This window comes from Streptomyces sp. 147326 (assembly GCF_045000215.1).
In the GTDB taxonomy this organism is placed as follows: domain Bacteria; phylum Actinomycetota; class Actinomycetes; order Streptomycetales; family Streptomycetaceae; genus Streptomyces.
In genome coordinates this window covers 2510047-2531158 of sequence record NZ_CP134201.1, presented here as the reverse complement: position 1 = coordinate 2531158, position 21112 = coordinate 2510047, and the positions used below count along the sequence as shown (strand labels likewise).

Here is a 21112-nt window from a genome sequence, read left to right as displayed (position 1 = left end):
CGAACCTGCCGCCGTTCGACCTTCCCCAGCTTGCACTTATTTGTCCTGTGTTGCCTCATGCGCCGCGCGGGGGCTGCCCGGCCCCTCCCGGCCTTAAGGTGGCCCCATGACCATCGAGTCGGACCCCTCGTACCCGGCCCACTGGGAAGCCGATGTCGTCCTCCGCGACGGCGGCACCGCCCGGATCAGGCCCATCACCACCGAGGACGCGGGCCGGCTCGTCAGCTTCTACGAGCAGGTCTCCGACGAGTCGAAGTACTACCGGTTCTTCGCCCCCTACCCCCGGCTCTCCGACCGCGACGTGCGCCGCTTCACGCACCACGACTACGTGGACCGGGTGGGCCTCGCGGCGACCATCGGCGGGGAGTTCATCGGCACCGTCCGCTACGACCGCATCGGCCCCGACGGCCGGCCCGCCTCGGAACCCGCCGACGAGGCCGAGGTCGCCTTCCTCGTCCAGGACGCCCACCAGGGCCGCGGGGTCGCCTCCGCCCTCCTCGAACACATCGGGGCGGTGGCCAGGGAGCGCGGCATCCGCCGGTTCGCCGCCGAGGTGCTGCCCGCCAACACCAAGATGATCAAAGTGTTCACGGACGTCGGCTACCAGCAGAAGCGCAGCTTCGAGGACGGCTCCGTCCACCTCACCCTCGACCTCGAACCCACAGCCGAGTCCCTCGCCGTGCAGCGCGCCCGCGAACAGCGCGCCGAGGCCCACTCGGTGCAGCGGCTGCTGGCCCCCGGCTCGGTCGCCGTCATCGGAGTCAGCCGCTCCGGCGCCGGCGTGGGCGCGGCCGCCCTCCGCAACCTCCGGGACAGCGGCTTCCACGGCCACCTCTACGCCGTCAACGAGGCCGTCACGCGCGATCTGCTCGACGGCGTACGGGCCTACCGCACGATCGGGGCCATCGGCGCCCCCGTCGACCTCGCGGTGATCGCCGTTCCTGCCGAGCGGGTCCCCGACGCGGTGGCCGCCTGCGGCGAGCACGGCGTGCAGGGGCTCGTCGTCCTGTCCGCCGGATACGGGGAGAGCGGTCAGGCCGGACTGGCCCGCCAGCGCGAACTGGTGCGGCAGGTGCGCTCGTACGGGATGCGGCTGATCGGACCGAACGCCTACGGGGTGATCAACACCGCGCCGGAGGTGGAGCTCAACGCCTCGCTGACGCCCGCGCCGATGCCGATGCGGGGCCGGATCGGCCTCTTCACGCAGTCCGGGGCGATCGGCATCGCCCTGCTCTCCGCGCTGCTGCGGCGCGGCGAGGGCCTGTCCTCCTTCGTCTCCGCGGGGAACCGGGCCGACGTCTCCGGCAACGACATCCTCCAGTACTGGTACGACGACGAGGCCACCGACGTCGCCCTGATGTACCTCGAAACCCTGGGCAACCCGCGGAAGTTCACCCGCCTTGCCCGCCGGACGGCCGCGGTCAAGCCGGTGGTCGTCGCCAAGGGCGGCCGGCACACCCCGGCCGGGCACGTCGTCCCCGGCACCAGGCTGCCGGAGGCCACCGTCTCCGCCCTGCTGCGGCAGGCCGGCGTCATCCGGGTCGACACGGTCACGGAGCTGGTGGACGTCGGCCTCCTGCTGGCCGCGCAGCCGCTGCCCGCCGGGCCCCGGATCGCGATCCTCGGCAACTCCGAGTCCCTGGGTGTCCTCACCTACGACGCCTGCCTGGCCCAGGGCCTGCGGCCGCTGCCGCCGCTCGACCTGACGACGGCGGCCGCGCCGGAGGACTTCCGGGCCGCCCTGGCCGCCGCGCTCGCCTCCGAGGACTGCGACGCGGTCGTGGTCACGGCCATTCCCTGGGTGAGCGAACACGCACTGGCCGACGACCTGGCCGACGCGCTGCGGGAGGCCGTGGCCGAGGTCCCGGGCAAGCCCGTGGCCGTGGTGCACGTGGAGCTCGGCGAGCTCGTCGAAGCCCTGTCCGCCACGCGGGGCCCTTCCCCCACCCCGCCCCCTCCCGACGCACCGGACATGCGGCTCCGCCGCGGGGGGACCCCGTCTCCGGCACCGTACGTGCCCTACCCGCCCGTGCCCTCGAACGCCGGGCGGGACGAATCGGGCGGCGCGGTGGAGAAGCCCCCGGCAGGTGACCGGATCCCCAGCTACCCCGCCGCCGAGCGGGCCGTCCGGGCCCTCGCCGAAGCCGTCCGGTACGGGCAGTGGCGCCGCGGCCTCGCCGAGGGCGGGCACGTCCCCGAGTTCGACGACGTGGACGAGGCCGGGGCGGCCGCCCAGCTGGCCGGGCTGCTGGCCGACGTCGACGGCGGAGCCGTGCTGACCCTGACGGAGTGGGACGCCCGCGAGCTGCTCGCCCGGTACGGGATCGGCGTCCGGTCCGCCCTGCCCGCGCCCAGCGCCGACGCGGCGGTCCGGGCCGCAGGGGTCCTGGGGTACCCGGTGGCGCTGAAGACCACCGCCCCGCACCTGCGCCACCGCGCCGACCTGGGCGGCGTACGGCTCGACCTCGCGAACGAGACCGAGCTGAGGCGCTCGTACGAGGAGCTCACCGAGGTGCTGGGCAAGCCGGCCGAGCTCCAGCCCGTGGTCCAGGCCATGGTGCCGCGCGGGGTCGACACCGTCGTCCGCTCCGTCATCGACCCGGCCGCGGGCGCCGTCCTCTCCTTCGGGCTCGCCGGCGTCGCCTCCGAACTGCTGGGCGACACCGCCCACCGGCTGGTTCCGGCCACCGACCGGGACGCCGCCGGACTGATCCGTTCCATCCGGGCCGCACCCCTCCTCTTCGGCTGGCGCGGCAGCGACCCCGTGGACACCCCCGCACTGGAGGAGCTGCTCCTGCGGCTGTCGCGCCTGGTGGACGACCACCCCGAGGTGATCGGGGTCTCCCTGGAGCCCGTCGTGGTCGCCGCCGAGGGGCTCTCCGTGCTCAGCGCCACCGTCCGCGTAGCGCACCCGCCCGCCCGCGGCGACCTCGGCCCGCGGACCCTCCCCAGTTACTGAGCGAGTACGACGCGGCCTAGGGGCCCCGTACGGGCCTTAGGATGGACCTCATGGCGAAATCCGGTACGACGACCCAGGGGCTGCGCACGGCGATCGAGCGCAGCGGCTACTACCCGGCCCTCGTGGCCGAGGCCGTGGAGGCCGCGGTGGGCGGCGAGCCGATTTCGTCGTACCTGGTCCACCAGGAGACGACCTTCGACTCCAACGAGGTGCGCCGCCACGTCACCGTGCTGGTCCTGACCGGCAACCGCTTCATCGTCAGCCACACCGACGAGCAGGCCGCCGACGCCGGGTCCCCGTCCCCGTACGCGACCACCTCCACCGAGTCGGTCAAGCTGTCCAGCATCTCCTCCGTGGTGCTGAGCCGTGTCGTCGCCAACCCGGAGTCCTACACGCCGGGCACCCTGCCCCGCGAGGTCGTCCTGACCATCGGCTGGGGCGCGGTCTCGCGGATCGACCTGGAGCCGGCCGCCTGCGGCGACCCGAACTGCGACTCCGACCACGGCTACACCGGCAACTCCACCGCCGACGACCTCAGCCTGCGGGTCAGCGAGGCCGGCGACGGACCCGAGGCGGTGCGCCAGACCCTGGTCTTCGCGCAGGCACTCTCCGAGGCCACTGCGGCGACGTCCTCCACCCCCGCCCGCTGATGGCGTACTCCGCGGCGCAGAACTGGCCCGAGCCTGAGCTGCTGGACCTGGCCGGTGCCCCCGTCCCGGAGTACGGCACCGGATCGCTCGCCGACCTGCTGCCCACGCTCGCGGCAGGCCAGGGCGTCCCGGGATTCACCGCCGCCATCGCCGAGCTGACCCCGGCCGACCGGAACTGCGTGTTCCTGGTCGACGGCATGGGCTGGGAGCAGATCAAGGACCACCCGGACGAGGCCCCCTACCTCACCTCCCTCCTCGGCAGCTCGCGCGGCGGCACCGGCCGCCCGATCACCGCGGGCTTCCCGGCCACCACGGCCACCTCGCTGGCCTCCGTCGGCACCGGCCTGCCGCCCGCCCGGCACGGCCTGCCCGGCTACGCCGTGCGGAACCCGGCCACCGGCGACCTGATGAACCAGCTCCGCTGGCACCCGTGGACCCAGCCGAAGCCCTGGCAGCCGTACCCGACGGTCTTCCAGCTGGCCGACAAGGCCGGCGTGGCGACCGCCCAGGTGTCCTCGCCCGCCTTCCAGACCACCCCGCTCACCAAGATCGCGCTGAGCGGCGGCACCTTCCACGGCCGGATGACCGGCGAGGAGCGGATGGACCTCGCGGCGATCCAGCTCGCGGCCGGCGACCGCTCGCTCGTCTACACGTACTTCAGCGAGCTCGACGGGGCCGGCCACCGCCACGGCGTGGACTCCGACGCCTGGCGCGGCCAGCTGATGCTGGTCGACCGGCTCGTGCAGCGGCTCGCCGAGCAGCTGCCGCCGCGCACCGCCCTGTACGTGACCGCGGACCACGGCATGGTCGACGTCCCCTTCGACGAGGACTCCCGGATCGACTTCGACGAGGACTGGGAGCTGAGCGCCGGCGTGGCCCTGCTGGGCGGCGAAGGCCGGGCCCGGCACGTGTACGCGGTGCCGGGCGCGCAGAACGACGTACTGACCGTGTGGCGCGAGGTCCTCGGCGACCGGTTCTGGGTCGCGAGCCGCGAAGAGGCCCTGGACCTGGGCTGGTTCGGCGCGCCGGGGGAGTGCGACGAGCGCGTGCTGGGACGCATCGGCGACGTGGTCGCCGCCGCCCAGGCCGACGTCGCGATCACCGCTTCGCGCAACGAGCCGAACGAGTCCGCGCTCGTCGGCATGCACGGCTCCATGACCGCGGCGGAGCAGCTGGTCCCGCTGCTCGAAATCCGCTCCTGACCCCGCTCCTGACCCTCCTCCCGTCCCGCACTCCGACCCACGAACCGAAAGGTCCCGTACTTCCCATGCCCGAGCTGGTGTTCTTCTCCGGAACGATGGACTGCGGAAAGAGCACGCTGGCTCTCCAGATCGCGCACAACCGCGACGCGCGGGGACTCCAGGGCGTGATCTTCACCCGTGACGACCGGGCGGGGGAGGGCAAGCTGTCCTCGCGCCTCGGCCTGGTGACGGAGGCGATCGAGGCGCCGGAGGGCATGGACCTGTACGCGTACCTGGTCGCCCAGCTGTCGAAGGGCGGCCGGGCGGACTACGTGATCGTGGACGAGGCGCAGTTCCTGGCCCCGGAGCAGATCGACCAGCTGGCACGCATCGTCGACGACCTGGACATGGACGTCTTCGCCTTCGGCATCACCACGGACTTCCGCACCAAGCTCTTCCCGGGCTCCCAGCGGCTGATCGAGCTGGCGGACCGGCTGGAGCAACTCCAGGTGGAGGCCCTGTGCTGGTGCGGCGCCCGCGCCACCCACAACGCCCGTACGGTGGGCGGGGAGATGGTCGTCGAGGGCGCCCAGGTCGTCGTCGGTGACGTGAACCGCCCGGCGGAGGAGATCGGCTACGAGGTCCTCTGCCGCCGCCACCACCGCAAGCGCATGACCTCGGCCTCCGCCCACGCCGGCGCCCTCTCCCCGGACGTCCTCCCGGTCAACCACGCCTGACGTAGACACCATAGGGGCCGGGCTTCGGATCCGCCCTCCTGGAGCCGGTGGCTCGGGAGGTCGACGGGGGCCGGATCAGCTGTGTTCCGGCAGGTAGAGGGCGGTTCTTCGCGCTGGGCTCCGGAGAACATCGGCCACGAACAGGCCGATGTCGAAGTCTTCGGGCTCTGCGAAGGGTGTCGGGTCCTGGGCAGGGTCGATCAGGACCGGCGGAGCGGGGTATTCGATGGACGTGCTGCCAATGGTCAGTCGGCAGTGGCCTTCGAAGCGTTCGTGCCGTGCCTCCGGGCTGCTCCCCACTTCAATGTGATGATCGCCGATGCGGAGGTACAGGGCCGCTTCGTATCGGTAGAACACCACCAGGAGGTCACCCAGCCTGCCGTAGTGCCCAGTTGGGCTCGGCGCGCACTGTGGTGCGGGTCCGTATCCGCGGTGGACATCCAGTGATCCTGTGGCTGGTTCGAAGCCGGCCCATTCGCCGTAGCGGTCGAACGACTGAACTGTGATCATTCCGCCTTCTTACCCAGGCCGAGATCTTGTCCGCCGGTGCGCGTCGCACTCTCGATGATCTGTTCCCAGGTCTTGCCACGTGCCCCGAGCCAATCGATCGTCGGACCCAGCTTGTCACCATACTTCTGCAGGTTTCGCTCGTAGATCTGGCTGCGCAGGGGCTCCGGGGTGATGTCCTTGTCGAAGAATGGGAGTGATCTTCCTCGGCCCGTTCTCAGACCTCTCACAGATGACCATATATGAGAGGTCTGGAGTGCTACTGGTGCAGGTCGGCGCTCATGCCGGCCAGTGGCTTCAGACGGAGGCCGAGCAGGGGCATTGACGGCGGGGCGGCTGCGGCTGTGATCAGAAAGTCCGGCAGTGCAGTTGGCACGCCGCCGAGTTACTCGCGGACAGCCAGTGATGGGACGGGACGCGCATCGGCGGACCGGCCGCATCCTGTTTTCGGGCGGGCTGCGGGTCGCGGTGTGTCACGTTTTGCTCCGGACCAGATCCCCCTCGTGGTGCGGCGCGTGGTCGTGCCGGGAAAGCAGGAAGGGGGTGATCAGGATGAGCAGACCGGCGATGGCGATCGCGGTGCGGGGGCCGGTGATGCCGGCCAGCAGACCCCACATCGCGGTGAGGGCTGCGATGGTGAGTTTGCTGGTGACCGACCACGCTGACAGGGTGCGGGCGATCCGGTCCGGCGGGACTTGCTCGAGCCGGTAGGTGGCGAACACCGGGTTGAACACGCCCATGCACGTGATCAGTCCGAACTCGACCGCGATGACGAGCACGAGCCCGGCCACGCCGGGCTGGATGAAGGTCAGCCCGAGCGTCCAGCACGCGCGCAGTGCCCCGGCGGTGAGCAAGACCTTGTGCCGTCCGAACCGTGCGACGAGTCGGCGGGCCAGCCGTGAGCCGATGATGCCGCCGACGCAGGGCAGGCCGAACGCGAGGCCGTACTGCCAGGGGGCGAACCGGAGGTCGCCGAGCATGAGGACGGCGAGCAGCGGCGAGGTTGCCAGGATCAGGCCGTTGACCAGGACCGTGTTGAAGAACAGGCGGCGCAGGGCCGGGTGGGTCAGGATGTGCCGCCACCCCTCGAGCAGGTCGCCGGGCCGGAGCCGCGCCCCGTCCACGCCGGTGCGCACGGGGCGCGGCTCACTGCCGCCGATCGCACGGATTCCCGTGGCTGAGAGCAGATGGCTGACCGCATTGGCCACCACGGTCATCGCCGGGCCGAACAGCCCGATCGCGGCCGTGCCGACCGGCGGTCCGAGCACGGTGGCGGTCCAGGTCGTGGACTCGAACCGCCCGTTCGCGACGAGCAGGTCCTCCGGCCGCACGAGCGCTTTCAGATACGCGCCACTGGCCGCGTTGAAGGCGATGTCGGCCGCACCGACGACGACGGACACAACCAAGAGCTGGACGAAACTAAGCAGACCGAGCGCGTACGCGGCGGGGACACTCATCAGTGCCACGAACCGGGTCAGGTCCATCGCGACCATCACCGGCCGCTTGCGACGAAACTCCACCCACGGCCCGAGCGGCACCGCCACCGCGGCCCCCACCGCCAGCCCCGCGGCTGCCAGCACCGACACCTCGGTCGGCCCGGCGTGCAGCACAAGGATCGCGATCAGAGCGAACGCGTCGAACGCGAGCCACGTGCCGAACGTACTGACCCCATACGCCGCCCACAGCCACCCGAACTGCCGGCCCAACCGTCTCCTGCCCATCACGCTCAGCGCACCCCACAATGTCCCACCCGAACAAACCGACGTTGACCAGTAAGAGCAAAGCCCGCATCACAACAGCAGGTCAAACAACCAATCTGCCAGCAATTCACAACCAAACGTTGTGCACTAAGGTGGATCGGCATGGACCTCGACACCGTCCGGACCTTCGTCGCCGCCGCCGACGCGGGGCAGTTCCAGGAAGCCGCCGCCGAGCTGGCGGTCACCCAGCAGGCGGTCTCCAAACGCATCGCCGCGCTCGAGCGCAACCTCGGCGCGCGGCTGTTCACTCGCACCGCGCGTGGCGCCGAGCTCACCATCGACGGGCAGGCGTTCCTGCCCCACGCGCGCGAGCTGCTGCGCGTCGCCGAGCGCGCGGTCGCGTCCGTACGCACCGGCAGCCGTCCGCTGCGCGTCGACGTGATCAACTCGCGCGGCGCGACGTCGGGCCTGATGCGCGGCTTCCACCGCGCGCACCCCGAGATCGAGCTCGACGTGGTGATGCTGTTCGACATCGAGACGGCCGTCGCCGCCATCCGGTCCGGTGCGATCGACGCATCCTTCCGCGCCGTCGCCGTGCCCGGCCGGCCCCTTCCCGAGGACATCGAGTCCGTCCGGGTGCTCGACGAACCGCTCCAGTTGCTCACCGGCCCCGCCCACGCACTGGCGGGCGCCCGGTCGGTACCCCTCGCTCAGCTCGCCGGGCACCGGATCTGGATGCCCGGCATCGTCCCCGGCACCGAGTGGGCCGCCTACTACGACGACCTCGTCGCCGAGTTCGGCCTCACCATCGAGGCCACCGGCCCCAACTTCGGCTCCGACGCGCTCCTCGACACCATCGCCGACACTCCTGCCCTGGCCACCTTCATGGGCGAGCAGACCCGCCTGGCCTGGCCCGCCGGTCACGGCCTGCGCCGCATCCCGGTGACCGACCCGACGCCCGTCTACCCGCACTCACTGATCTGGCGCCGCGACAACCCACACCCCGCACTCACCACGCTCCGCAACTACCTCGGCTCCACGCAGCCGGGCCGCCCCGACAGCGCGACTTGGACACCCGCATGGACACAGCGGTAAGCAGCACCGCCTCAACCATCGGCAACGGTCTCGTGAGCCGCCCACAGCACCACGGCGTTCAGGCTTCGGCTCTCCGAGAGCGTGAGCGGTGGCTGAGATGACGGACGAGCAGAGCGGCAGCGCGCCGGCTCCGCGCCTGGCGAAGGCCGGGCTGGAGGTCGTGGCCCGCGGCGTGGCCGAGGGGCTGCCCTCGTACGCGCGGGCCTTCAAGGCCGTCGTCAACGTCGAGGTGGTCCCGCGGGCCACCGTGGCGCGCACGGATCCGGGGGCGCCGCAGGAGGCCGACCGGCTGTGGCTGGAGCACGCGCGGACCGCTGCCGTCATCGATGACGAGGGCTGCTTCCTGGTCCGGGGGGCCGATCGCGACTGGGTCCGGGTGCGCCGCACCGCGGGCACCGCGCTCTCCGCCGCCCTCGTGGCCGGGGCCGGCTCCGCGGTCATCGCAATGTCCCCGGACGGCCGGCGGCTGTGCGCCCTCACCGAGGAGGACGACGCCTACTGGATCGTCGTGCACCACTTCGAGGACCGTCCCGTGTGACCCGGGGCCACAGCCGTTCGGCCGCGCGGCCTGGTGGGCCCGCAGGTCACTTCTGGCACAGGGCGGTGTCGAGGAGGGCGTCCGCGTGGGCGAGGGCCTCGGGGGGCGCCATGTTGGCGGTGACGACGACGGTGGCGGCGCGGCCGTCATCGGTGACGCCGGGGACCGAGTGGTAGCCGGGGGTGTCGCCGCCGTGGCCCCACATCAGGCCGCCGCAGCTCAGCGGGGTGCTGGAGACGCCGAGCCCGTACCGGGTGCCGGGCCGCCAGCCCGGGCTCTCGACCTTGACGGTGGTCCGCATCTCCGCGAGCTGTGCGGGAGCCAGGAGCCGGCCGCCGGTCAGCGCGGAGAAGAAGCGGTTCAGGTCGCCCGGAGTGGAGATCAGCTGTCCGGCGGACCAGCCCCAGGAGGGGTCGATCTCCGTGATGTCCTCCAGGGGCGCACCGGGCGCCGCCGCGTGGTAGCCCCGGGGGTGGGCCTCGCGGATGCCCTGCTCGCCCACGCCGGGGAAGTAGGTGTGGCGCAGTCCGGCACGGTCGATGACCCGCTCGGTGATCTGCTCGGCCAGCGGACGGCCGGTGACCTTCTCGATGAGCAGACCGGCGACGACGTAGTTGGTGTTGCTGTACGCCCAGCCGGTCCCGGGGGCGAACTGCGCCTCGTGGGCCAGCCCGATGTCGAGCAGCTCGCGCGGCTGGCGGTAGGTGTGGCGTTCCTCGCCGAGCACGGACTCCAGTATGTGGTCGGTGTAGTTGGGCAGTCCGCTGGTGTGCTGGAGCAGCTGGCGCACCGTGATGGAGCGGCCGTCGATGCCCTTGCCCCGCAGCAGGTTCGGCAGGTACTGCTCCACGGGGGCGTCGAGCACCACCCTGCCCTCACCGACCAGTTGCAGCACGACCGTGGCGGTGAAGGTCTTGGTGTTGCTGCCCGCCCGGACCTGGCCGTCGACCGGGACCTTCGCCCGGGTCTTCAAGTCCGCCACGCCCGCGGTGTAGTTGCGGACCCGGCCGGCGCGGTCGACGGTGGCGGCCAGCGCCGCGGGAAACCCGTCGTCGGCCACCAGCCGCTCCAGCCCCTTGCGTACGGCGTCCCGCGGGCCGTGGGGCTCCGCAGCGGCCGAGGGCAGGGTGGCGGCCACGGTCAGGGCGGCGGCCGCCACGGCCACCGCCGCGACGACCGCCCGCCGCCGCCCGGACGACGACGAGGCACGCACGGACCGGGCTCGGCGAGGACGAAGGTCTGCCATGGGAGGTGCTCCTTGTGTCGGAGAGATCGAGGGGCGGAGGAACGCACGGCATCGCGCACCGCAGGTGCGCTGCACCGTGTGTCCCTCCGCATGCCCCGACACTAGGAAGCGGGCCCGGTCCGCGGCGTCGCCCCTGGGCAGGAGGACCCGGGTACGCCCCCGCACCCCCGACCAGTACCCCGGTCCCGCTAGGGCCGTGAGCGGACGAGGGTGAAGACCGCGCCCTCCGGGTCCGCGACCGTGGCCTGGCGGCCGCGCAGGCCCTCGCGGGGCGGTTCGACGACGCGTCCGCCCAGTTCGGCGACCCGGGCCGTGGCCGCGTCGGTGTCCGCCACCTCGAAGTACGCCATCCAGTGCGGGCCGCGGTCGTGCGGCAGCGAGCGGCCCACGCCGTGCACCGCGGCCACGGGCCGGCCCTCCAGGTTGAGGGTCAGGTAGTCGAAGTCCTCGGAGGCCGTGCCGTGCGCCAGTGCCTCGTGGCCGAAGACGTGCTCGTAGAACTTGCCGACCGTCGAGGTGTCCTGGGTGACCAGCTCGTTCCAGACGGGCGTGCCCGGCCCGCCGGGCAGCCGGGTGCCCATGCGGCTCTGCGCCTGCCACAGCCCGAAGATCGCGCCGAGCGGGTCGGAGCAGATCGCCACCCGCCCCGCGATGCCCGCGTCCAGTGGGCCCACCGCGACCGTGCCGCCGCACGAACGCACCGATTCGGCGGTCGCGTCGGCGTCGTCCGTGGCGAGGTACGTCGTCCAGGCCACCGGAAGATGTCGGTCCGGCGGCATCTCGCCGATCCCGGCCACCTCCTGGCCGTCCAGCACGGCGCGCACGTACGGGCCGAGCTGTTCGGGTCCCGGTACGTACTCCCAGCCGAACAGATCGGCGTAGAAGTCCTCGGTGGTCCCGAGTCCGTGCACCATGAGGCTCACCCAGCACGGGGTACCGGGCGTGCGCCGCGTCGCTTCCGCTGCCTCGGTCATGTCAGCCGTCTCCTCCGTCGTACCGCTTACCGGTGCTGATGCTTCCACTCCGGAGGACCCCTCGCGCCCCGACCGCGCCGCATCGTGGGGTCCTGGCGCCGAGTTGACCGGATCGGTGCGCCCCGCCGATGACGGGCTTGTTACGCCGGTTCCGGGTGGGGAGGAAGATGACCGGCATGACTGCGAAACATGCGATCCTCTCCGCCGCCGAACTGAGGAACGAGCTGGCGGGTTCCCGGCCGCCGGTGCTGCTGGACGTCCGCTGGCAGCTCGGCGGCCCCGACCAGCGGCCCGCCTACGAGGAAGGACACCTGGCCGGCGCGGTGTACGTCGACCTCGACCGCGAACTGGCAGGTCCGCCGGGGGCGGGCGGCCGGCACCCGCTGCCGGACCCGGAGGCCTTCGGAGCGGTGATGCGCCGGGCCGGCGTCTCGGCGGACGCGCCCGTCGTCGTGTACGACGGCGGCCAGGGCTGGGCGGCCGCCCGGGCGTGGTGGCTGCTGCGCTGGACGGGTCACCCGAACGTGCGGGTGCTGGACGGCGGACTGGCCGCGTGGACGGCGGCAGGGGGCGGGGTGACGGCCGACCGGGTGACTCCCGAGGAGGGCGATTTCAAGCCAACTCCGGGTGCGGTCGGGCTGCTGGACGCGGACGCGGCGGCCGTACGGGCGCGCGAAGGGGTACTCCTCGACGCCCGGGCGGGGGAGCGGTACCGCGGCGAGGTCGAGCCGATCGACCCGGTCGGCGGCCACATTCCGGGCGCACTGTCGGCACCGACCACGGAGAACGTCGGGCCGGACGGGTGTTTCCTGCCCGCGCACGCACTGCGCGCCCGGTTCGAGGGGCTCGGCGCGTCCGGGGGCGGCCCGGTGGGCGTGTACTGCGGCTCGGGGGTCTCCGGAGCGCATGAGGTCCTCGCCCTGGAGGTGGCGGGCATCGCGTCCGACCTCTACGCGGGCAGCTGGTCGGAGTGGTCCTCGGACCCGGCCCGGCCGGTGGCCACGGGCCCGGACCCCCAGTAGTCGTGACGGGGCCGGGTGCGTGTCGGGGCGCGCCCCGCAGGGCGCCGAACGCCATGCCGCCCGGCCCTCCGGCCCCTCGCCGCGTTCGGCGTCCGAGGAGACGCCCCGGCGCGTGCCCGGCACCGGCGCAACCGGCCCGCTCGCCGATCCCGCCGTACCGTTCAGAGCGCCGCTTGAGGCGTCGGCGCCGGTGCTACTCCTGCTTCTTGCGGCGGGTGCCGAAGACGATCTCGTCCCAGCTCGGCACCGCGGCGCGCCGCCCGGGGCGGACCCCGTCGGCCTCGGCCTGGCGGTCGGTGGTGCCCGTCAGGCGGTCGCGGTGGCCCGCCACCGTGCGCGGCATCAGCACGTCGGCGTACGCGGAGCCCGCGCCCGCCGAGGCGGCCGGTGCCGGCGGCTCCTCCGCCTCCGGTTCCGTCGCCGGGGTCTCGGTGCGGTCGGGGACCACCATGTCGCCGCGGAAGCTCGGGACCGCCTCCAGCAGGCTCGTCAGGGTGTCCCGCTCCTCCTCCGGGTCCGGCGCGGGCGCCGGCCTGCTGTCCGGCCGCTCCAGCTGCCGGTCCAGGGCACGGTCCAGCGGCCGGTCGCGCGGCAGCCGCGCGATCCTCGGCACGAAGGGGAAGCTCGGCTCCGGCGTCGCCGGCAGGTCCTCCGACTCGCCGATCAGCGAACGGGCCTCGTCGTCCACGGCCACGACCAGCCGGCGCGGCGGGTCGTAGGTCCAGCTCGCCGAGTGCGGCTCGCCCGCGACCAGGTAGACGAGGAGGACCTCCCAGGTGCCGTCGTCGCGGCGCCAGGAGTCCCACTGCACGGATTCCTTCTCGGCCCCGCGCAGGGTCAGCCGCTCCTGCACGGCCTCGCCGAGCTGCGGCCCGGTGTTCTCGCCGGGACGGCGCACAGGGGTCTTGCGGGCCCGCTCGGCCATGAACGCGCGCTCGGCGAGCACGGGGCCCTCGAAGCGGCGTACGCGGTCGACGGGGATGCCGGCGAGTTGAGCGACCTCCTCCGCGGAGGCACCGGCCCGTATGCGGGCCTGGATGTCGCGGGGGCGGAGGTGGCTCTCCACCTCGATCTCGATCTGGTTCAGGCGCGCGCGGTCGTTGCGGACGGCAGCCCGCAGCCGCTCGTCGATCGGAAGCGTGTACTCCGTGCTGTCCCCAGCCTTGAGCACCAGTCGTGTGCCGTCATTTGAGACGGCCACGACACGCAGTTCGGGCATGGGGACCTCCCGGGTGGTGCCTGCCGACGTCACGTGCGTCGCTGCTTCCGCTAGTCGAGTGTGGCCTGCCCGGGTGCAGCCTGCCACAACCTTGCCGAGTTAAACCGGCGTGTCGGGCATGCGCCCTTGATCGCCGTTATGGCACGGTTACCTGTTGGGCACGCACAGTGACCGAACGGTTACTGTGCGCAGCAGGAGCCCGTGCAATACCGCGGCATCACCGGTCTTGAGTGCCGTTTTCCATCAGTCGGCCCCCTCTCCCGAGTCCGGACATCCGAAAGGAAGGACGGCCCCAGGGCTCGCCACAGTACTCCATTCGGGCCACCTGGGTGGACCGCCGCGCCGCCGAACTTCTCCCGGACGGCGGGAGTTGGTGTGCCCTCCGTCGGGTCCCACCTGCACCCGACGTCCTATTTCGGGTGTCTTGCTTCACAGAATCACCAGAAACGGAACTATCTGCTTCGCTCAGCTGTCAGTAACTCCTGGAAGAGGAGAAGCGTGAGAGGCGGGACACACACGGGATGCCGACGGGTCAGAAGACGACGCAGGACGCCGGGAACGCACCGGAGAAGAAGAAGCTCGACCTGAGCGCGGCCCAGGTCGCCGGCTCCTCCCTCGCCACCGTGGCGGCGGCCCTGCTCGCCTCGAAGATGGGCGTCTACGGGACCATCCTCGGGGCCGGTGTGGTCAGCGTCGTCGCCACCGCCGGCGGCCCAGTGATCCAGCACTTCTTCCGGCGTACCGGCGACCAGCTGCGCGAGAGCGCACGGACCGGGGCCCGTCAGGTGCCGCCGCCCCGCGAGGAGCGGAAGGCGGCCGGCGCCATGACGGCGCCGCACGCGGCCGCGCCCGCCGCCGAGTTCGGCGAGGAGTTCGGCGCGGCCACCGTGCACGGCACCCGGGTGCGGGGCTGGAAGCGCACCGCGGTGGCCTCCGGGGCGGCCTTCGCCCTCGCCATCGGCGGCCTCGGCACCTACGAGGCGATGGCCGGCACCTCCGTCAGCAGCGACGGCGGCACGCTCTTCTCCGGCGGTACCCGCACGGCGGGCCAGGACCGGCCGTCGACGCCCCGGGACGAGCCGGCGGGCGGCGGGAAGGGCGGGAGGACCCCCGGATCGGGGACCTCCCCGAGCTCCCCGCAGCCGCCCGGGAGCCCGAGCCCGGGCACGAGCCGGGGTCCGAGCCCCGACCCGAGCCCCTCCGGTTCCGGGGAACCGACGCCCGGCCCCTCCCCGTCGAAGCAGACGCCGACGCCGGCACCCGCTCCGCCGACCCCGCCGCCGAGCCCTGACGCGTCGACACCGGCGGCGCGCCAGAGCGCTCCCTGACCCCGCGTGACGTGGGCCGGACCTCAGGCGCCCAGGACCCGCCGCAGGTAGTCGTTGCCGAAGACCCGGTCCGGGTCGAGCTGGTCCCGCAGCGCGGTGAACTCACCGAACCGCGGATAGACCTGCGCGAGGTACTCCGCGTCCCGCGTGTGCACCTTGCCCCAGTGCGGCCGGCCGCCGTGCGCGGTGAAGATGCGCTCGGCCGCGGTGAAGTAGGCCTGGTACGGGGTGCCCTTGTACATGTGCACCGCGATGTACGCCGTCTCGCGCCCCGAGGCCGTCGACAGCGCGATGTCGTCCGCCGGAGCCGTCCGCACCTCCACCGGGAAGCTGATCCGCAGCCGCGAGCGGTCGACCATCGCGCGCAGCTCCCGCAGCGCCTCGACCACCCGCTCGCGGGGGAGGGCGTACTCCATCTCCACGAACCGCACCCGGCGCGGGCTGGTGAACACCTTGTACGGGATGTCCGTGTACGTACGCGCCGACAGGGCGCGGCTGGCCACGCGGGCGATGGAGGGGATGGTGGCGGGTACCGCGCGGCCCACCGAGTTCACCACCTGGAAGAGGCCGTTGGAGAGCAGCTCGTCCTCGACCCAGGCGCTCACCGGTCCGGGCGGGGCGGCGGGGCCCTGGCTGCGGTTGTTCCGCTTGGTGTTGCAGTTGCCGGTGTGCGGGAACCAGTAGAACTCGAAGTGCTCGTTCTCCGCGAAGTGCTCCTCGAACTCCGCCGTCACCCGGTCGAAGCCCATGGGCTCCTCACGGGCGGTCAGGAAGAAGAGCGGCTCCACGGCGAAGGTGATCGCGGTGACGATGCCGAGCGCGCCGATGCCGATCCGGGCGGCCGCGAAGACCTCGGGATTCTCCTTCTCGGAGCACGTCAGCAGGCGGCCGTCGGCGGTGACCAGTTCCAGACCGCGGATCTGGGCGGCGATGGAGGCCGAGTCGCGGCCGGTGCCGTGGGTGCCCGTGCTGGTCGCGCCGGAGACCGTCTGCTCCATGATGTCGCCCATGTTGGTCAGCGACAGGCCCTCCCGGGCCAGGGCCCGGTTCAGATCCCTGAGGACCGTGCCGGCCTCCACCGTGACGGTGCCGGCGGCCCGGTCGACGGCCCGGATCCCGGCCAGGGCCTGGGGGCGTACGAGCACCCCGTCGGTCGCGGCGGCCGCGGTGAAGGAGTGGCCGGTGCCGACCGCCTTCACCCGCAGCCCCTCTTCGGCGGCCCGGCGGACCGTCTCCTGGAGCTCGCCGACCGAGGCCGGCGTCACCACGCGGACGGGCGTGGCGGTGACGTTCCCCGCCCAGTTATGCCACGTGGTGGTCGGCCTGCTGTTCCCTGCTGTCCCCGCTGTCGCCGTCGCCATCGCTAGAGGGCTCCTCCCCTTGCGCCGGCCTCGTCAGCCGGCGGTATCCCGCGAACGCCACCGCCGCCGCGGCCACCCCCGCCGAGATGGAGACGACGTACCCGGTCCGCGCGCCGGCCGCGTCCACGACCCAGCCGGTCACGGAGGACCCGAGCGCGATGCCGACCGCGAGGCCGGTGCTGATCCAGGTCATGCCCTCGGTCAGCTTCGCGTGTGGTACGTGCGCCTCGATCAGGGCCATCGTGGTGATCATCGTGGGAGCGATGGCGAGGCCCGAGACGAAGAGCGCCACGGCCAGAATCGGAAGGTTCCCGGCCAGTAGGAGGGGGATCATACTCACGGCCATCGCACATACGCCCAGTACCCAACGGCGTTCTGTCCGGCCCTTGAGATGCAGAAGGCCGAAGACGATGCCGGCCAGACAGGATCCGAGTGCCCAGACGGCCAGGATGAAACTCGCCGAGGACTTGCTGCCCTGCTCCTCCGCGAAGGCCAGGGTGGCCACGTCGATGGAGCCGAAGATCGCGCCGGTCGCCACGAACGTGGCCGTCAGCACCTGCAGGCCCGGCGAGCGCAGGGCCGAGGTGCGTTCCACGGTCTTGTCGCGCGGGTGCGGTGCGGGTTCGGTGGAGGCCTGGGCGGTGAGCAGCCACACGCCGACCATCAGGCAGACGGCGGCGATCAGCGGCCCGGCCTCCGGGAACCAGGTGGTGGACAGGCCGATGGCGAGGATGGGGCCGAAGATGAAGCAGACCTCGTCCACCACGGACTCGAAGGAGTACGCGGTGTGCAGTTCGCGCGGGGAGTTCCGGTAGATGACGGTCCAGCGGGCACGGATCATCGAGCCGACGCTGGGCACACTGCCGGCGATCGCGGCGCAGACGAAGAGCGTCCAGTCCGGCAGGCCGTTCGCGGCCGCCAGCAGCAGTCCGGTGACCGCCGCCACGGAGATGAGGGTCGCGGGGCGCAGGACGCGGCGCTGGCCGTACTGGTCCACGAGCCGGGAGACCTGGGGTCCGATGACCGCGGCGGCGAGCGCCAGCGTGCCGGTGAGCGCGCTGGCCATGGCGTAGCGACCGGTGATCTCGGAGATCATCGTGAGGATGCCCACGCCGACCATGGAGATCGGCAGCCGGCCTATGAGGCCGGCGGCGCTGAACCCCTTGGTGCCGGGGGCCGCGAATATGGCTCGATAGGGACTGGGCAAGGGCCCTCCGTAAGGGACGTCGTGGGCCCATACAGGTTACGACCGCTTACAGGGCACCCGCACGGGGAAGGTTCCGGATTCAGGAAACTTAGGTTCACCTTACCCATGCCGCGGGGCGGGTCGTGGCCGGGCCGCTTCTCGCCGGAGGACGCCGGGTGGCAGGATTCGACGCATGTCAGACCAGCTCCTCCCGCCCGCCGGCGGGTCCGCCGCCCCGTACGACGCCCTCCTGCTGCTCTCCTTCGGCGGTCCCGAAGGGCCCGACGACGTCGTGCCGTTCCTGGAGAACGTCACGCGCGGGCGCGGCATCCCGCGCGAGCGGCTCAAGGAGGTCGGACAGCACTACTTCGGCTTCGGCGGGGTCAGCCCGATCAACGGGCAGAACCGCGAGCTGCTGGACGCGCTGCGCAAGGACTTCGCCGGGCACGGGCTGGACCTGCCGGTCTACTGGGGCAACCGGAACTGGGCCCCGTACCTGACCGACGTGATGCGGGAGATGGCCGCCGACGGGCGCCGCCGGATCGCGGTGCTCGCGACCAGCGCGTACGCCTCGTACTCGGGCTGCCGGCAGTACCGCGAGAACCTCGCCGACGCGCTGGCCACCCTGGCCGAGGAGGGCGTGGAGCTGCCGCGGGTCGACAAGCTGCGGCACTACTTCAACCACCCCGGCTTCGTGGAGCCCATGATCGACGGGGTGGTGGCCTCGCTCGCGGCGCTGCCCGAAGAGGTGCGCGCCGGCGCGCACCTCGCCTTCACCACCCACTCCATCCCGACCGCGGCGGCGGACACCTCCGGCCCGGTCGAGGACCACACCGAGGACGGCGAGGGCGGGGCGTACGTCAAGCAGCACCTCGACGTCGCCCGGGTGATCGCGGACGAGGTGGCCGCGCGGACCGGCGTCGCCCACTCCTGGCAGCTCGTCTACCAGTCCCGCAGCGGCGCCCCGCACATCCCGTGGCTGGAGCCGGACATCTGCGACCACCTGGAGGCCCTGCACGCCGAGGGCGCGCCCGCCGTGGTCATGGTGCCCATCGGCTTCGTCTCCGACCACATGGAGGTCCTGTACGACCTGGACACCGAGGCCACCGCCAAGGCGGCCGAACTGGGCCTGCCCGTGGCGCGCTCCGCGACGGTCGGCGCCGATCCTCGGTTCGCCGGGGCCGTGCGGGAACTGGTGCTGGAGCGTGCCGCCCGGGAGCGCGGGGAGCGTGCCGCGGAGTGCTGGGTGGGCACGCTGGGGCAGAGTCATGACCTGTGTGCGGTGGGCTGCTGCCCGGCGCGGGGCCCCCGGCCGGCGGCCGCGGGCGTGGACAGTCCGTACGCCTAGGAAGAGGGACCGTGATCTCCGAAGAGCTGAAGGCCGAACTGCTGGACGTGGGCCTGGAGGCCGCCCGGCAGGCCGGGGCTCTGCTGCGCGACGGCCGGCCGGCCGATCTCGCGGTGGCGGCGACGAAGAGCAGCCCGATCGACGTGGTGACCGAGATGGACATCGCCGCGGAGAAGCTGATCACCGGCATCCTCGCCGAACGGCGGCCCGAGGACGGGCTGCTGGGCGAGGAGGGCGCGGACACCCCGGGAACGAGCGGGGTGCGCTGGGTCGTCGACCCGCTGGACGGCACCGTGAACTACCTCTACGGGCTCCCGAGCTGGGGCGTGTCCATCGCCGCCGAGTACGGGGGCGAGACGGTGGTGGGCGTCGTGGCGGCGCCGATGCGCGGGGAGACGTACCACGCCGTGCTCGGCGGCGGGGCCTGGCTGGGCACGGCGCGCCTCGCGTGCCGGCCGGCGGCGCCGCTGGACCAGGCGCTGCTCGCGACGGGCTTCGCGTACGTCCAGACCCGGCGGGCCCACCAGGCCGGGATCGCGGCCCGGATCATCCCGCTGGTACGGGACATCCGGCGGGGCGGGTCGGCGGCGCTGGACCTGTGCGACGTGGCCGCCGGGCGGCTGGACGGGTACTACGAGCGGGGGCTCAACCCCTGGGACCTGGCCGCCGGCGAACTGATCGCGCGGGAGGCGGGGGCCGTGACGGGCGGCCGGCCGGGGGAGCGGGCCTCGGGGGAGCTGGCCCTGGCCGCCACACCCGCCGTGTTCGCCTCCCTGCAGCCACTGCTGGACGAGTCCGGGGCCTGGCACGACTGACGCCCTCCCGCACCGTCCCGCGCCCCTGCGGTCGCCGGAAGCACGCGAACCCCGGCTGCCCGTGGGGGCGGCCGGGGTTCGTGACGTGCGGGACCAGCCGGGTTCGTGACGTGCGGGATCAGCAGGTCGGCTGGGGTCGGGTCGGGTCGGGTCGGCAGGCCGGGGTCAGCAGGCGGGCACGGTGGCCGAGACGGGGACACCGTGCTCGGCGGCGAGCCGCTGGAGGTCTTCCAGCTCCGCCTGTTCCACTTCCGCGAGGAAGTCGTCGCCCGTCTCGCGGGCGTGCATGAGGTCCGACTGCGTGGACCTGATGCGCTGCAGGAGACCCGCGGTGAATGCGTCCATGATGGGTTCGCCCCCTCTTCGTGGGTCGGCGGCGGCACGTGGAAGTCCGCCGTCAGGGAGTGGATGGGGTGTGCTGTCGTCCTCCCCGACACCCTGGGCCCAGAAACCTCTCGAGGCGAGGGAATCCTCACTTCCGCCCCGAGAGCCCCTCCACGAGCCGCCTTACAGCCGGTTTACGGCCGAAACGTGCAGGATGGGCGACGCAATACACGTGTGCCCTTCTGGGCTCGGAGGAAGGAAACGACGTGCGCGTACTCGTCGTCGAGGACGAGCAGCTGCTCGCCGATGCGGTGGCCACCGGCCTGCGCCGGGAGGCCATGGCCGTGGACGTCGTGTACGACGGCGCCGCCGCCCTGGAGCGGGTCGGCGTGAACGACTACGACGTGGTGGTGCTCGACCGGGACCTCCCGCTCGTGCACGGCGACGACGTGTGCCGGAAGATCGTCGAGCTCGGCATGCCCACCCGCGTGCTCATGCTGACCGCATCCGGTGACGTCAGCGACCGGGTGGAGGGCCTGGAGCTCGGCGCGGACGACTACCTGCCCAAGCCCTTCGCCTTCACCGAGCTGACCGCCCGCGTGCGGGCGCTCGGCCGGCGCACCACCGTCGCCCTGCCGCCCGTACTGGAGCGGGCCGGGATCAAGCTGGACCCGAACCGGCGCGAGGTGTTCCGCGAGGGCAAGGAGGTGCAGCTGGCCCCGAAGGAGTTCGCGGTGCTGGAGGTCCTCATGCGCAGCGAGGGGACCGTCGTCTCCGCCGAGCAGCTGCTGGAGAAGGCCTGGGACGAGAACACCGACCCGTTCACCAACGTCGTACGGGTGACCGTCATGACCCTGCGGCGCAAGCTCGGTGAGCCGCCGGTCATCGTCACCGTGCCCGGTTCCGGATACCGGATCTGACC

The 21112-nt window shown here is 72.6% G+C and carries 20 protein-coding genes; 11 read left to right on the top strand and 9 right to left on the bottom strand.

All coding sequences use genetic code 11. From position 1 onward, the window contains the following. Positions 1-106 precede the first annotated feature (106 nt). The 4 genes from RIU97_RS10995 (at position 107) to RIU97_RS10980 (ending at position 5527) form a co-directional block, all read left to right on the top strand. On the top strand, positions 107-2959 hold the full coding sequence (locus RIU97_RS10995) for a GNAT family N-acetyltransferase (RefSeq protein ID WP_404955694.1): 2853 nt from the start codon (positions 107-109) through the stop codon (positions 2957-2959). 50 nt (positions 2960-3009) lie between these two features. Further along, positions 3010-3609, top strand: a complete 600-nt coding sequence (locus tag RIU97_RS10990) for a DUF5998 family protein (protein WP_030009684.1) — start codon at positions 3010-3012, stop codon at positions 3607-3609. Beyond that, positions 3609-4811, top strand: a complete 1203-nt coding sequence (locus RIU97_RS10985) for an alkaline phosphatase family protein (protein WP_404955691.1) — start codon at positions 3609-3611, stop codon at positions 4809-4811. The genes RIU97_RS10990 and RIU97_RS10985 overlap by 1 nt, the downstream gene beginning before the upstream one ends. Positions 4812-4876: 65 nt before the next feature. Continuing rightward, positions 4877-5527, top strand: a complete 651-nt coding sequence (locus tag RIU97_RS10980) for a thymidine kinase (protein ID WP_404955689.1) — start codon at positions 4877-4879, stop codon at positions 5525-5527. 75 nt (positions 5528-5602) lie between these two features. On the opposite strand, the gene RIU97_RS10975 is transcribed toward RIU97_RS10980, so the two are convergent. The 3 genes from RIU97_RS10975 to RIU97_RS10965 form a co-directional block, all read right to left on the bottom strand. Then, on the bottom strand, positions 5603-6037 hold the full coding sequence (locus RIU97_RS10975) for a hypothetical protein (RefSeq protein ID WP_404955687.1): 435 nt from the start codon (positions 6035-6037) through the stop codon (positions 5603-5605). After that, positions 6034-6264: a hypothetical protein gene (locus RIU97_RS10970; RefSeq protein ID WP_404955685.1), complete on the bottom strand. Its 231-nt coding sequence runs from the start codon at positions 6262-6264 to the stop codon at positions 6034-6036. The genes RIU97_RS10975 and RIU97_RS10970 overlap by 4 nt, the downstream gene beginning before the upstream one ends. Positions 6265-6507: 243 nt before the next feature. Beyond that, positions 6508-7758 (bottom strand): MFS transporter, encoded by a 1251-nt coding sequence (locus RIU97_RS10965; RefSeq protein WP_404962807.1) that lies wholly within the window; start codon positions 7756-7758, stop codon positions 6508-6510. 138 nt (positions 7759-7896) lie between these two features. Between RIU97_RS10965 and RIU97_RS10960 the strand changes: the two genes are divergently transcribed. After that, positions 7897-8829 (top strand): LysR family transcriptional regulator, encoded by a 933-nt coding sequence (locus RIU97_RS10960; RefSeq protein WP_404955683.1) that lies wholly within the window; start codon positions 7897-7899, stop codon positions 8827-8829. An 88-nt stretch (positions 8830-8917) separates the two neighbouring features. Further along, on the top strand, positions 8918-9367 hold the full coding sequence (locus RIU97_RS10955; RefSeq protein ID WP_404955680.1) for a hypothetical protein: 450 nt from the start codon (positions 8918-8920) through the stop codon (positions 9365-9367). Between the two features lie 46 nt (positions 9368-9413). On the opposite strand, the gene RIU97_RS10950 is transcribed toward RIU97_RS10955, so the two are convergent. After that, positions 9414-10613 (bottom strand): serine hydrolase domain-containing protein, encoded by a 1200-nt coding sequence (locus RIU97_RS10950; RefSeq protein WP_404955678.1) that lies wholly within the window; start codon positions 10611-10613, stop codon positions 9414-9416. Between the two features lie 188 nt (positions 10614-10801). Next, positions 10802-11587, bottom strand: a complete 786-nt coding sequence (locus RIU97_RS10945; RefSeq protein ID WP_404955676.1) for a VOC family protein — start codon at positions 11585-11587, stop codon at positions 10802-10804. Positions 11588-11763: 176 nt separating this feature from the next. On the opposite strand from RIU97_RS10945, the gene RIU97_RS10940 reads away from it, so the two are divergent. After that, complete coding sequence (locus tag RIU97_RS10940) at positions 11764-12609, top strand: sulfurtransferase (protein ID WP_404955674.1); 846 nt, start codon at positions 11764-11766, stop codon at positions 12607-12609. A 193-nt stretch (positions 12610-12802) separates the two neighbouring features. On the opposite strand, the gene sepH is transcribed toward RIU97_RS10940, so the two are convergent. Next, positions 12803-13861 carry a septation protein SepH gene (sepH, locus tag RIU97_RS10935; protein ID WP_404955672.1) on the bottom strand — a complete coding sequence of 353 codons (1059 nt, stop codon included), beginning with the start codon at positions 13859-13861 and terminating at the stop codon, positions 12803-12805. 488 nt (positions 13862-14349) lie between these two features. Between sepH and RIU97_RS10930 the strand changes: the two genes are divergently transcribed. Next, on the top strand, positions 14350-15156 hold the full coding sequence (locus RIU97_RS10930; protein ID WP_404955670.1) for a hypothetical protein: 807 nt from the start codon (positions 14350-14352) through the stop codon (positions 15154-15156). A gap of 23 nt (positions 15157-15179) precedes the next feature. Here RIU97_RS10930 and RIU97_RS10925 read toward each other — a convergent pair whose 3' ends face one another. Both RIU97_RS10925 and RIU97_RS10920 read right to left on the bottom strand, forming a co-directional pair. Continuing rightward, positions 15180-16517 (bottom strand): D-arabinono-1,4-lactone oxidase, encoded by a 1338-nt coding sequence (locus tag RIU97_RS10925; protein ID WP_404955667.1) that lies wholly within the window; start codon positions 16515-16517, stop codon positions 15180-15182. Beyond that, positions 16459-17724 carry an MFS transporter gene (locus RIU97_RS10920; protein ID WP_404955665.1) on the bottom strand — a complete coding sequence of 422 codons (1266 nt, stop codon included), beginning with the start codon at positions 17722-17724 and terminating at the stop codon, positions 16459-16461. Before RIU97_RS10920 ends, RIU97_RS10925 begins: the two co-directional genes overlap by 59 nt. A 172-nt stretch (positions 17725-17896) precedes the next feature. Between RIU97_RS10920 and RIU97_RS10915 the strand changes: the two genes are divergently transcribed. Together RIU97_RS10915 and RIU97_RS10910 are read left to right on the top strand one after the other, a co-directional pair. Beyond that, complete coding sequence (locus tag RIU97_RS10915) at positions 17897-19051, top strand: ferrochelatase (RefSeq protein WP_404955663.1); 1155 nt, start codon at positions 17897-17899, stop codon at positions 19049-19051. A gap of 11 nt (positions 19052-19062) precedes the next feature. Next, positions 19063-19866: an inositol monophosphatase family protein gene (locus RIU97_RS10910; RefSeq protein ID WP_404955660.1), complete on the top strand. Its 804-nt coding sequence runs from the start codon at positions 19063-19065 to the stop codon at positions 19864-19866. A 165-nt stretch (positions 19867-20031) separates the two neighbouring features. On the opposite strand, the gene RIU97_RS10905 is transcribed toward RIU97_RS10910, so the two are convergent. Next, positions 20032-20211 (bottom strand): hypothetical protein, encoded by a 180-nt coding sequence (locus tag RIU97_RS10905; protein ID WP_319728675.1) that lies wholly within the window; start codon positions 20209-20211, stop codon positions 20032-20034. Between the two features lie 245 nt (positions 20212-20456). Between RIU97_RS10905 and RIU97_RS10900 the strand changes: the two genes are divergently transcribed. After that, positions 20457-21110 carry a response regulator transcription factor gene (locus tag RIU97_RS10900; RefSeq protein WP_030008767.1) on the top strand — a complete coding sequence of 218 codons (654 nt, stop codon included), beginning with the start codon at positions 20457-20459 and terminating at the stop codon, positions 21108-21110. The last annotated feature ends 2 nt before the right edge of the window (positions 21111-21112 follow it).